Source organism: Rhodococcus spelaei (genome assembly GCF_006704125.1).
GTDB lineage: Bacteria > Actinomycetota > Actinomycetes > Mycobacteriales > Mycobacteriaceae > Rhodococcus_G > Rhodococcus_G spelaei.
On sequence record NZ_VIGH01000001.1, the window covers coordinates 162686 to 174873 of the forward strand.

General features: G+C 70.3%; 12 protein-coding genes. 9 read left to right on the plus strand and 3 right to left on the minus strand.

All coding sequences use genetic code 11. The features are described from left to right. Positions 1-83: 83 nt before the first annotated feature. The 8 genes from FK531_RS00695 (at position 84) to FK531_RS00730 (ending at position 8017) form a co-directional block, all read left to right on the plus strand. Positions 84-593, plus strand: coding sequence for an SdpI family protein (locus FK531_RS00695; protein ID WP_142094743.1), 510 nt, complete (start codon positions 84-86; stop codon positions 591-593). A gap of 119 nt (positions 594-712) precedes the next feature. Beyond that, the gene (locus FK531_RS00700) at positions 713-1678 is read left to right on the plus strand and encodes a DUF1648 domain-containing protein (RefSeq protein ID WP_142094744.1); all 966 of its coding nucleotides are present in this window, start codon (positions 713-715) and stop codon (positions 1676-1678) included. A 149-nt stretch (positions 1679-1827) separates the two neighbouring features. Beyond that, complete coding sequence (locus FK531_RS00705; RefSeq protein WP_142094745.1) at positions 1828-2790, plus strand: ABC transporter substrate-binding protein; 963 nt, start codon at positions 1828-1830, stop codon at positions 2788-2790. Next, complete coding sequence (locus FK531_RS00710) at positions 2787-3848, plus strand: FecCD family ABC transporter permease (RefSeq protein ID WP_220126913.1); 1062 nt, start codon at positions 2787-2789, stop codon at positions 3846-3848. Before FK531_RS00705 ends, FK531_RS00710 begins: the two co-directional genes overlap by 4 nt. After that, entirely contained in the window at positions 3848-4672 is an 825-nt protein-coding gene (locus tag FK531_RS00715) for an ABC transporter ATP-binding protein (protein ID WP_220126914.1), read from the plus strand. The genes FK531_RS00710 and FK531_RS00715 overlap by 1 nt, the downstream gene beginning before the upstream one ends. Continuing rightward, the gene (locus FK531_RS00720; RefSeq protein ID WP_142094746.1) at positions 4666-5181 is read left to right on the plus strand and encodes a HugZ family pyridoxamine 5'-phosphate oxidase; all 516 of its coding nucleotides are present in this window, start codon (positions 4666-4668) and stop codon (positions 5179-5181) included. The genes FK531_RS00715 and FK531_RS00720 overlap by 7 nt, the downstream gene beginning before the upstream one ends. A 251-nt stretch (positions 5182-5432) precedes the next feature. Continuing rightward, the gene (locus tag FK531_RS00725; RefSeq protein WP_142094747.1) at positions 5433-6863 is read left to right on the plus strand and encodes an aldehyde dehydrogenase family protein; all 1431 of its coding nucleotides are present in this window, start codon (positions 5433-5435) and stop codon (positions 6861-6863) included. A gap of 38 nt (positions 6864-6901) precedes the next feature. Next, positions 6902-8017, plus strand: a complete 1116-nt coding sequence (locus FK531_RS00730; RefSeq protein ID WP_142094748.1) for an NDMA-dependent alcohol dehydrogenase — start codon at positions 6902-6904, stop codon at positions 8015-8017. Between the two features lie 119 nt (positions 8018-8136). Here the strand turns inward: FK531_RS00730 and FK531_RS00735 are convergent, their stop codons facing one another. Then, complete coding sequence (locus FK531_RS00735) at positions 8137-8997, minus strand: LysR substrate-binding domain-containing protein (RefSeq protein ID WP_142094749.1); 861 nt, start codon at positions 8995-8997, stop codon at positions 8137-8139. A gap of 85 nt (positions 8998-9082) precedes the next feature. Between FK531_RS00735 and FK531_RS00740 the strand changes: the two genes are divergently transcribed. Further along, a complete protein-coding gene (locus FK531_RS00740) occupies positions 9083-10078 on the plus strand; it encodes a bile acid:sodium symporter family protein (protein WP_142094750.1) in 996 nt (331 codons plus the stop codon). Between the two features lie 67 nt (positions 10079-10145). Here the strand turns inward: FK531_RS00740 and FK531_RS00745 are convergent, their stop codons facing one another. After that, positions 10146-11150, minus strand: coding sequence for an aminotransferase class I/II-fold pyridoxal phosphate-dependent enzyme (locus tag FK531_RS00745; protein WP_142094751.1), 1005 nt, complete (start codon positions 11148-11150; stop codon positions 10146-10148). Beyond that, positions 11147-12187: a 3-oxoacyl-ACP synthase III family protein gene (locus FK531_RS00750; protein ID WP_142094752.1), complete on the minus strand. Its 1041-nt coding sequence runs from the start codon at positions 12185-12187 to the stop codon at positions 11147-11149. The genes FK531_RS00745 and FK531_RS00750 overlap by 4 nt, the downstream gene beginning before the upstream one ends. Position 12188 lies beyond the last annotated feature (1 nt).

A 12188-nucleotide genomic window follows, 5' to 3' on the forward strand; every position in this document is an offset into this window, starting at 1 on the left:
TTTCGGGCCGGGAGTCCTGCCCACCAGCCTAAAGCGTCACCCTCGGCACCCCGTGGAACGGCCCCCGCCGTACCCTGGTATCCGTGGTCATCGTCGCTAGCGTCCTGTTCGTCCTCGCCATCGTGGTCGGCTCCGTCGCGGTCGCCGGGCTGACCGGTCGACTGCCGCGCAACCGCTGGGCCGGTGTCCGCACCCCCGAGACCCTCGCATCCGAGGAGACCTTCGCCCTCGCCAACCGCATCGCAGGCCCGACCATGGCCGCGGCCGCGTTGCTGCTGGTCATCGGCGGTATCGGCGCGCTGACGCTGGGGACCGTGGGTGGCTTCGGGGTCGCCGCGGTCGCCGTGGTCGCGGCCCTCGTCACCGCCGCATACGGCGGAACCGTCGGAGCGCGCGCCGCCGCGGCTGCCGCCCCCGCCGGGTGCGGTGACGCCTGCGGCTGCGGCAGCGCCCCCAGCCCTGACGCCTCGGAGGCGTCCGCCACCATCTCCGCCATCACCACCGAGTCGCGCGCGGACGCGGCCGCCGCCGCCGACTGCGGCGAGGACTCCTGCGGCTCCTGCTCCCTCAAGGGCGCCTGCCTGCCGCACTGACCCCGAACTGTGCGCGCGGATTACCCCTATTGGGGTGAACGGCGCGCACAGGCGCGGAGCGCAGCGGAGTTCGCCGCTGACACACAGGCGCGGAGCGCAGCCTGGTTGAATCGGCGGCCATGAGCGAATCGAGGGCGTTCGACCCGGCCGGGGTGGCATTCGGCATCGGGCTTCCGCTGCTGTCCGCCGCGACGGTGCTGGTCACGGCACGACTGTGGCGTCCCCGGCTGCCGGACGCCCTCGCGATCCACTGGAACGCGGGCGGCAGTGCCGACAGTTTCACCGCGACCGGGTCGGCGGCGTGGACGTTCGTGCTGATCATCCTCCTGGTCGGGGGCGGCTCCAGCGCGGTCGCCGCCCTCGCGCAGGCGATGCTGATGATGCGGCGCACCATGCTGATCGTGGGGTCCGCCGTCACCGGGCTGACGCTGGCGTTGTGGTTCGGGCTGGTCGCCGCGAATCTGGACCGCGCCGACCCGTCCGACGCGCGGCTGTCGACGACGTCGATCGTGGTCGGAATCCTGGTGGGCGGCGCGGTCGGTGTCGTCGGGGCGGCGCTGCTGCGTGATCACCGCGAACGGCCGTCGGCCGCCGACCGGCCCGACGCCCGGTTGCCGCGCGGTCCGGTGGACCTGCCGATTGTGGCCCGGGTCGGCCTGGGGACCGGCAGCACCGCGGTGTTGGTCGGTGTCGCCGCACTGGTGACGGTCGGGCTGTGTCGGATGGCGGGGTCGTGGTGGCTGATGGCGGTGTTCATGCCGGTGAGCGCGCTGGTGATCGGGCTGCTGCGGTTCCGGGTGGTCGTCGACGAGTCGGGCCTGCGGGTGTTCAACATGGGCATGTGCGCGCTCGGGTACGGCGTCGACGAGCTCGAGGGCGCGCGGGTCACCGAGGTGGCGCCGTTCCGCGACTTCGGTGGTTGGGGGCTGCGAGCCAAGGGGCGCGGCAACTACGGCGTCGTCACCGAGACGGGACCCGCCGTCGTGTTCACCGCCGCGAACGGGCAGCGGCTGACGGTCACCACGGGTCGGGCGGCGGAGATGGCCGGCGCGCTCAACGCGCTCGCCGACCGTCGACACGGGTAGGGCGGTTCGCAGGGAGCTGTCGCGGGGCGCGGGGACCCCAACTTGACAGCTCAAGGGTTCGCGAAGAAGTCTTTAGCGCAGGCTGCCCTGCATATGGGTACCCTCACCTAATTGCCGAGCTTCGCCGACCATCCGAGGAGTGCGCCACCGTGCGACACCGTTCCACGCCGATCGCCGCAGCCCTCGTCTGCCTCGCCGCCCTCGCCGGCGCCACCGCCTGCGGCACCGATGCCCCCGCGTCGACCGCGGCCGCCGCCACCAGCACCGCGAGCGCCGCCGAGGTCACCGCACGCCTCGACGCGGCCCTCGCGCAGTTCCCGTCGACCCCGCCCGCCACGGTGGTCACGGCCTCGGTGCCGCTGGCGGAGGTGCTCACGCTGCTCGGTGTCCCGGTCGCCGGCGTGCCGTCCACGACGACGCAGCAGCTGCCGACGACGCTGGACGCCGTCCCACGCATCGGCACGGTGAAAGCCCTCGACGTGGAGAAGATCGTCAGCCTCGACCCGGACCTGGTGGTCGCGGCCGAGGGGGCGCGGGAGGCGGTCGCGGCCACCCTCACCTCGACCGGCACACCCGGCGCGTACCTCGACACCGAGAGCTTCGGCGACCTCCGGTTCGCGGTGCAGGTTCTGGGTGAGGCCTTCGACCGTCAGGACCGCGCCACCGAGGTCCTGTCCACGATGGACACCCACGCGACGCACCTCGCCGAGTCCGGGACACCGGGCAAGGCCCCGAAGGTGCTGGTCCTGATCGGCGCCGCGGACTCCTTCATGGTGATGAACAACAACACCTTCCTCGGCAGCCTGATCCAGTTGGCGGGCGCCGACAACGTCGCCGACTCGGCGCTCGGCGCGACGGAAACCTTCAGCGCGGTGAACCTGGAGAACATCATCGCCGCGGCGCCGGACGTGGTGCTGGTGCTGCGCTCCGGCGACGTCGCCGCAGGGCAGGCCGCGTTCGACGCGGAGGTCGCGAAGAACCCGGCGTGGACGAACCTGCCCGCGCACGCGAACGACCGCATCCACGTCCTCGACTACGCCACCTTCGGCTACACCTCGGTCGCCGGACTCGACCGGGCCGTGCCGACCCTGGCGGGTGCGCTCGACCTGTGAGCGCCCCGTCGACCGCGAAAACCGCGCCGCCCGAAGGAGACCCGTCGACAGCGAGTTCGGCGGCGACCCCCACCCGCGGGCGGTCCCGGTGGGCGCTGCCCGCCGCCTGGATCCTGCTGGCCGTGGCCACGGTGGTCAGCCTTGGCCTCGGCAGCGTGCACATCTCACCCGGGGAGATCCTCACCATCCTGTCGGGCGCAGGAGAGCCGGGGCCGTCCGACACGATCGTGTGGGACGTGCGGCTGCCGCGGGTCCTGCTGGCCCTGCTGGTGGGGTCGGCGATCGCGGTCTCGGGTGTGCTGCTGCAGACGGTGATGGGCAACCCGCTCGCCGATCCGGGGCTGACCGGCGTCACAAGCGGGGCCGCGGCCCTGGTCCTGGTGATCCTGCTGGCCGCCCCGACCTACCACTCGATGATCCCGGTGGCCGCCTTCGTCGGCGGGGTGGTCGCCGCGACGATCGTCTACGCGTTGGCGTGGCGGCGCGAGGGCATCAAACCGCTGAACATCATCCTCGCCGGTGTCGCGGTCAACGCGCTCGCCGGCGCATTCATCGCGTTCCTGTCGCTGCGCTACAGCGAACGCCTGCCGGCGGCGATCCAGTGGATGAACGGCAGCCTCGCCGCGAAGAGCATGAGTTCGGTCTGGATGATCCTGCCCTACATCGTGATCGGCCTTGTCGTCTCAATGCTGTGCGTCCGCTCGGCGAACGTGATGAGGCTCGGCGACGAGGTCGCCCGCAACCTCGGTGAGGGCGTCAACCTCACCCGCATCCTGCTGTCGCTGGTGGCGGTGTTCCTGGCCGCGATCGCGGTGTCCGCGGTCGGCATCATCGGCTTCGTCGGCCTGGTGGTTCCGCACATCGCGCGGATGATCGTCGGCTCGAACCATGCCGTGCTGATACCGATGAGCATCGCCGTCGGGGCGCTGCTGGTGTTGATTTCGGACACGGTGGGACGAACCGCGTTCAGCCCCACCGAGATTCCCGCCGGTATCATCATGGCGGCGATCGGTGCCCCCTACTTCCTGTATCTGATGCGCAGGCAGGGTGCCCGGTGATGCTGCTCGAGGCCCAGGGTCTGGGAATCTGGTACGGCGACAAGCGGATCGTCGACGACGTCTCGATCGCGGTCGGGTCGAACGAGGTGGTCACCCTGATCGGGCCGAACGGGTCCGGCAAGTCCACCATTTTCAAGGCGCTCAGCGGCCGGCTCGCCCCCCGCACCGGGACCGTCCGGCTCGAGGGGGCCGACCTGACGTCCTGGTCGGCGCGCAGGCGGGCCAGGGCGATCGGCCTGCTCAACCAGAAGAACACCGCGCCGGAGGACATGACGGTGCGCGAACTCGTCGGCTACGGCAGGCACCCGCATCGCCGCTGGTACGAACGGTCCACCGCCGACGACGGGGAGGCCGTCGACTGGGCCATCGCGCACACCGAACTGGGGGCCCTCGCGGATCGTCCGGTGGCGCAACTGTCCGGCGGTGAGGCGCAGCGGGCATGGCTCGCAATGGTTCTCGCGCAACGGCCGCGGGTGCTGCTGCTCGACGAGCCGACGACCTACCTCGACATCGCGCACCAGCACGAGGTGCTCGAGGTGGTCACCTCGCTGAACCGGACCCTCGGCATCTCCGTGCTGATGGTGCTGCACGACCTCAACCAGGCGGCGACGTTCAGCGACCGCATCGTCGCGCTGTCCGGGGGTCGGGTCGTCGCCGACGGTGGCCCCACCGCGGTGCTCACCCCCGACCTGATCCGCGACGTGTACGGCATGGAGGCCGAGGTGCAGGCGCATCCCGCCACCGGCCACCCCCGAATTCACCTTGTCCGACGGCAATGGACCATTGCCGCGAATGTCCCCAGCCCCGAGGAGAACCGATGCTGACCGATACCGAACTCGAGAAGTCGCTGACCGGCTACCGCGACTTCCTCGCCGCACGCAAGACCGTCGTCATCGCGACCAAGGACGAGACCGGGGAGCCGTTCCAGTCGATCGCGCCCTTCGTCGTGCACGACGGCGCCCTCTACGTCTACGTGAGCGAGGTCGCCGACCACTACCGGTACCTGCGGGACGCGGACACCGCGCGGGTGATGATCCACGGCGACGAGTCGACCGCGGCCAACATCTTCGGGGTGGAGCGGGCCAGCTTCGTCTGCGACGTCGAGCAGCAGCCGGAGGACGGGAACGAGGACGTCTTCGAGAAGTTCGGCGAGAGCACCAACCCCAAGATGGTCCAGCTGCTCCGCGGCCTCGACTTCCACCTGTTCCGCCTGACCCCGCGCGACGGCCGCTACGTCGTCGGGTTCGGCAAGGCGTTCGAGGTCAGCTTCGACGGCAGCCGCTTCGAGCACGTCGTCATCGACAAGAAGCCGGGCGCCGCGCAGGGCGCGTGACCGGGCCGGGCGGCCACCGTCACCCGGTGGCCGCTCTTCACAATCGCGCGGACAGGGAAGCCGTAGAAGCCTGCGTCGACCCGGTCGCCGATGCCAGACATACCAGCCCGCAGGCAACGTGCCAGTGAACTTCATGGCATGTTCAGCACGGATGCGAATCCGTGGTCGACGGCCGTTGACAGCCGACACCCTCGTCCCACTCACCGGGACCGCACCGGGCGTGACCTGGACCACGTTCTAGCGTCCGCACGATGGAACGCAACATCCAAGCGCACGAACAGATCTCGACCATCCTCGACCGTCAGCGGAAGACCCGGCTCGCCGCCGGAGCGCCCGACGCCGACGAGCGTCGTGCCCGCATCCAGCAGGTGATCGACCTGCTCGTGGACCGCGCCGACGACCTCGCCAAGGCCATGGACGACGACTTCGGCGGACGCCCCGAGGGCTACTCCCTGATGAACGACGTGGTCGGCTCCATCACCGCGCTCAAGTACTCCCGCGACACCCTCGAGTCGTGGCTGGCCCCCGACGGGCGGGACGCCTACGCGCCCTACGACCAGCTCGGCGCGACCGCCGAGGTGCTGCACCAGCCGAAGGGCTCGGTCGGCATCATCGGCACCTGGAACGCGCCGGTGTACACGCTGATGAGCCCGCTCGCCGGCGCCCTCGCCGCCGGCAACCAGGCGGTGCTCAAGCCCTCCGAACTGGTGCCGCGCACCGCCGAGGTGCTGGCCGACGCGGTCTCCGCCGCATTCGACCCGGAGGTCGTCGCGATCGTCACCGGCGGACCGGACGTCGCCGACGCGCTCACCTCACTCCCGTTCGACCACATCGTCTTCACCGGCAGCTCGGCGGTCGGCAAACTGGTGATGGCCAACGCCGCACGCAACCTGGTGCCGGTGACCCTCGAGCTCGGTGGCAAGTCGCCGACCGTCATCGGCACCGGCGCCGACCTCGCCGACGCCGCGCACCGCATCGCCGTCGGCAAGTGGACCAACGGCGGCCAGATCTGCGTCAGTCCGGACACGGTGTACGTGCCCGCCGAGCGACTCGACGACTTCGTCGAGGCACTGCGCGGCGCCTACAGCGCACTGGTGCCGACCATCGAGGACAACGCGGACGTCGTGGCGATCGTCGACGACCGCCACGCCGCCCGCGTCGACGGCTACGTCGAGGACGCGGCCCGGCTCGGCGCCCGCGTCGAGACCGCACCGAACGTTCCGGTGCCGCAGTCGAATCGGCGTCGCCCGCTGCGCATGGTGGTGAACCCGCCGGCCGAGGCCGTGATCCGCCGGGAGGAGATCTTCGGCCCGGCCGTGGTGGTGCTCGGCTACGGCGACATCGACGAGGTCGTCGAAGCCGTCAACGCCGGACCGAAGCCGTTGGCGCTGTACTACTTCGGGCACGACACCGTCGAGCAGGAGTCCGTCATCGCCCGCACCCAGTCGGGCGGTGTCACCGTCAACGACGTGATGATGCAGGGCGGTCTGCAGGACGCGCCGTTCGGCGGCGTCGGCGCCTCCGGCATGGGCCACTACAACGGCCGCGAGGGGTTCCTCGAGTTCAGCCACGCACGCTCGGTCTTCCGCTCGGCCGGACCGGACCTGCGCGGCGAGTGGGGCATGCTGCCGCCGTTCACGGAGCAGTTCCGCGCCATGATGGCCGCCGCGATCAAGCCGTAAACACCCCCTGCCACCTCACTTTTCAGAGAGGAGTCACCGTGAAGACACGCGGTGCCGTCATCCGCAGCGCCCCCGGCCGCTTCGAGGTCGTCGAGATGGACCTCGACGCGCCCCGGCGCGGCGAGATCACCGTCAAGATGGTCGCCTCGGGCCTGTGCCACTCCGACGACCACGTCGCCAAGGGCGACCACGCCGTCGGCGTCTACCCGATCTGCGGCGGTCACGAGGGCGCCGGCGTCGTCGTCGACGTCGGGCCCGAGACCACCGGATTCGCCGAGGGCGACCACGTCATCTTCTCGTTCGTCGCCGGCTGCGGGAAGTGCCGCTGGTGCGCGAAGGGCCTGCAGAACCTCTGCGACCGGGGAGCGGCCATCATGACCGGCAGCCGTCCGGAGGACCCGACGAGCTTCCGCCTCAGCCTCGACGGCGCACCGGTCGCACAGACCTGCGGGCTGTCGACGTTCAGCGAATACACCACCGTCAGCACCGATTCCGCCATCAAGGTGGACAAGGACCTGCCGCTCGAGACGCTGTGCCTGCTCGGCTGCGGCGTCGGCACCGGCTGGGGCGCCGCAGTGAACTCCGCACAGGTGTACCCCGGCCAGACGGTGATCGTGATGGGCATCGGCGGCATCGGCATCAACGCCGTCCAGGGCGCCGCGCACGCCGGGGCCGCACACATCCTGGCCGTCGACCCGGTCGCGTTCAAGCGGGACAGCGCACTGAAGTTCGGTGCCACCCAGGCATTCTCGACGATGGAGGAAGCCACCGACGTCGCCCGCTCGCTGACCAACGGCCAGGGCGCGGACGCGGCCATCGTCACCGTCGGCGTCACAACCGGCGACCACATCGCGCAGGCGTTCTCCGCCATCCGCAAGGCCGGCGTCTGCGTGGTCACCGGCCTGGGCAAGATGACAGACGTCGGCATCCCCATCAGCCCGATGGAACTGACGCTGTACCAGAAGCGGCTGCAGGGCTCGCTGTTCGGCGCGTCCGCCCCGTCCGCCGACATCCCGTGGCTCGTCGACCTGTACACGTCCGGGAAGCTCGAACTCGACGCCCTCGTCACCACCACCTACACCCTCGACGAAGTGGCGCAGGGGTTCGACGACATGCACGCGGGCAAGAACCTGCGCGGCGTCATCCGCTTCTGAACCCTGCCGCCCCGCCCCCACCCGCCCGCCTCCACCTCAGGGTGAAGGGAACCATCATTCGGTCTGACTGGGTGCTGGCAACCTTCACCCGGGCGGGGGAGGGCCGGGAGGGGCGGCGATCAGGTGCGGCGCAGGCGGCGCTCGTTGGCAAGAATGAGCGCCGTCAGTGCGGCCTCCGGGCCGGTCGCGGGTCGGGGCCGGCGCATCAGCACGAAGTCGGCGTCGCCGGGGTCCGGCAGGACGTGACCGGGCAACGGCTCGAGTCCGTCCGGCAGCAGCGACTCCGAGTGCACGATGAAACCGAGGCCGGCGAGCACGGCGGCCCGCAACCCGAGCAGGCTGTCGGTGACGCAGGCGGTCCGCCAGACGAGCCCAGCGCGTTCCATCGCCTCCATCGCCGCGCGCCGGGTGATGCTCGGCGGGGGATAGGTCACCAGGGGAACCGGTCCGGTCGCCAGCTCGCCGACCGCCGCGCCGGGAGATCCTGCCCACACCAGGCGGTCGCGCCAGACCAGTTCGCCGTGCCGCTCGCCCGGTCGACGCATGCCGAACGCGATGTCGAGTTCGCCCGCCGCCAGCTTGGCCCCGAGGTTCTCGCTGAGTCCCACCGTCAGCTCGAGGTCGATCCTCGGATGGCTCCGACGGAACTCGAGCAGCACCTCGGGCAGCTCGGCCGCGACCAGGTCGTCGGACGCACCGAAGCGCAGCAGTCCGGACAGCTCCGACTCCGCGAAATACGCCTCTGCCTGCTGTGACGCGTCGAGAATGGTGTGGGCGAAGCCGAGCATCGCGGCGCCGTCGGCGGTGAGCTCGAGGTTGCGGGTGTCGCGGCGGAACAGCTCCCGGCCGACGCTGCGTTCGAGCCGCCCGACGTGGCCGCTGACCGTGGACTGGCGCAGGCCGAGCCGTCGGGCGGCGGCGGTGAACCCTCCCGCGCGCTCGACTGCCACGAAGCTGCGCAGCAGCACGGGATCCAGCATGACCCAGATTTATCACGATTCGCGATGGAACTAAACGTTCACATCGACTTTCACGATGCCGCGGTGCGCGATTACCGTTCAGGGCGTGAAGTTTCTCAGCAGGTTCTACATCGACGGGTTCATCCTGTCGATCGTCGCCGTCGCGGTCCTGGCCAGCATCTTCCCGGCGTCCGGCAGCGGCGAGACCGTGCTGAGCTGGGCCACCAAGATCGCCATCGGCTTCCTGTTCCTGCTCTACGGCGCCCGGCTCCATCCCCGCGAGGCCCTCGAGGGTCTCAAGCACTGGCGCCTGCACTCGGTCGTGTTCGCCTCCACCTTCGTGCTGTTCCCTCTGATCGGCCTGGCGCTACGGGTGCTGGTGCCGTCGGTGCTCACCGACGAGCTCTACACCGGCGTCCTCTACCTCTGCCTGGTGCCCTCGACGGTGCAGTCCTCGATCGCATTCACCTCGATCGCTCGCGGCAACGTGGCGGGCGCCATCGTCAGCGCGTCGGCCTCGAACCTGATCGGCGTCTTCATCACCCCGATGCTGGTGATCCTCCTGATGAACACCACCGGCGAGGCACACGTGGACGCCTCGTCGATCGTCGACATCGTGGTGCAGCTGCTCATCCCGTTCATCGTCGGGCAGCTGATCCGGCCCTGGGTCAAGGACTTCCTCAAGCGGTACGCCGAACCGACCAAGCTCGTCGACCGCGGTTCGATCCTGCTGGTGGTGTACTCGGCGTTCAGCGCGGGCATGATCGAGCACGCCTGGTCCGGGCTGTCGGTGTGGCGGGTGGTCGCGCTGGTCGCGGTGTGCTGCGGCATCCTCGCCATCGTCATCGGGGCGACCGCGTTCGCGGGGCGGGCGCTCGGGTTCTCACTGCCGGACCGGATCGTCATCATCTTCTGCGGCTCCAAGAAGAGCCTCGCCACGGGCCTCCCGATGGCCTCGGTGCTGTTCGCCGGTCAGCCCGTCGGGCTGATCGTGCTGCCGCTGATGGTCTTCCACCAGATCCAGCTGATCGTCTGCGCCGCGTTGGCGCAGCATTTCGCCCGCCGCACCGAACTCGAGGGTGCGCCCGCCCAGCCCGGGTGACGGGAACCGTCAACCAGTCAGACCGAATGAGGGATCCCATCACCAGCGGTCGGTGATTCACCGGCGGTCAGCGGCGGGTCGGCGCGAGGGCGTGGAGGACGGCACGGCCCGCGATCGGGTCGCCGACGGCGATGCGCACCGCGCCGGAGGGATACGTCTTCGCGGCGACACCCGCACCGGCCAGCAGTGCGGCCACCGGGCGGTCCGAGGCCGGCAGGTACAGGAAATTGGCATGACTGCGCGGGGTCTCGATGCCCAACGCCGACAGCCCGCCGCGCATCCGGTCGCGTTCGGTGTTGATCGCACGGACCCGCTCCGCCAGCTCGGACTGCGCCTCGAACGACGCCCGGACCGCCGGCTCCGCGAGACCTCCCATCCCGAACGGCAACTGCAACCGGTGCACGCGTTCGATCAGGCCGGGCGAGCCGAAGCCGAACCCGATCCGGAGTGCCGCCAACCCGTAGGCCTTCGAAAAGGTGCGCAACACCAGAAGATTCGGAAACCTCCGCACCAGTTCGAGCGCGTCCACGGTGAGCTCGGGAGCCAGGAACTCCACGTACGCCTCGTCCAGGACCACCACCACGCGGTCGGGAACGGCCGCGAGGAAGTCGAGCAGCGCATCGGCCTCGACCACCGTGCCGGTCGGGTTGTGCGGCCGGCACACGACCGCCAGCGCGGTCCGGTCGTCGACGGCGGACGCCATCGCCCCGAGGTCCTGCTGCCCGTCCGGGCCCAGCGGCACCGCTGCCTGCTCGACGCCGACCATGGAGGCGAGGATCGGGTAGCCGTCGAAGGTGGGCGACGCGAACACGATTCGCTGACCCGGCCGTGCCACGGCCTGCAGCACCTGCAGTGCCACGCCGGTCGCGCCCGCACCGACCACCACCTGAGCGGGATCGAGTCCGAGCCGCGCCGCGATCAGTGCGGGCAGCCTGCGCGGCAGGAACTCCGGGTAGCGGTTGGCCTCCGCCGCGGCCCGCTCCAGCGCGCGGCGCACCGAGCGCAGGGGACGGAAGGGGTTCTCGCTCAGCGCCAGTTCGAACCTCGGGGTGTCCAGCGCCAGCACACTCATCGACCCGCTCCCCCCGTTCCGTCGGGCGCCGCGCCCCAGCGGACCGCCGCCGAACCCGCGAAGTCGCCCGCGTGCGCGAACGCCGACATCAACACCAGCGACCCGTTCGGTATCCGTCCGGCCCGGTTCTCCACGTCCAGCGTCACCGGGATCCCCGCGCCGAACAGGTTGCCGCACTCGTCGAAGGTGTCGGGGTGCCGATCCTGCGGGAGTTCCAGTGCGTCACGCCAATTGCGCAGGAACAGTCGGTTGGGCTGGTTCGTGACGAAGGTGTCCACGGTCTTCGGGTCGATGCCGAGCCGGTCGCACAGGGCCAGCGAGATCTCGGGTACCAGTCGGTTGCCGCGCGCGAAGACCTTCGCGATCTTGTTCTCGGTGAACGAGATGTGGTACTGGCCGGTGCCGGGCTCCCAGTACTTGCGGGGCGGATCGACCTCACCGGTCATGTCACCGAAGAACTCACCGTAGGAACGACATTCGGTGCCCAGGACCGGTGCGTCGTCGGAGAGGGTGAGCAGGCCGACCCCGCATCCGTCACCCGGCACCGGCGCCTGAGCCAGCCCGCGGACCTCGGTCTGCGTGAACACCTGCCCCGCGCAGTTCTGGGTGGCTGCGATGAGAGCGCTGCGTCCACCCCCACTCCGGAGGATCTGCGCCGCGATCTGCATCATGTACACGAACGAGGCACAGCCGCTGTTGTGCAGGTCGATCACCCAGTCCGGCTGGGCACCGAGCCGGTGCGCCACCTCGCCGCCGCAGCCCACCACCGCCAGGTCGGGGAGTTGGGTGTGGGTGATGAGCACGTCCACGTTCGCGAGCACGTCGGCGCCGTGCCGCTCGGCCAGCGGCGCCGTCGCCCGGATCACCATGTCTGCGGCGGTTTCGTCGTCCGCGACGTGATGCCGGAACTTGGGGGCCCGGAACATCGGCCCCTTCGGCTGTCGCTTGTTCGAGAACTCGAGGAAGTACTCCGCGGGAACACGGTTCTCCGGTAGGTAGCTGGCGACGTCCACGAGGCTGACGGTGGTCTCGTTCATG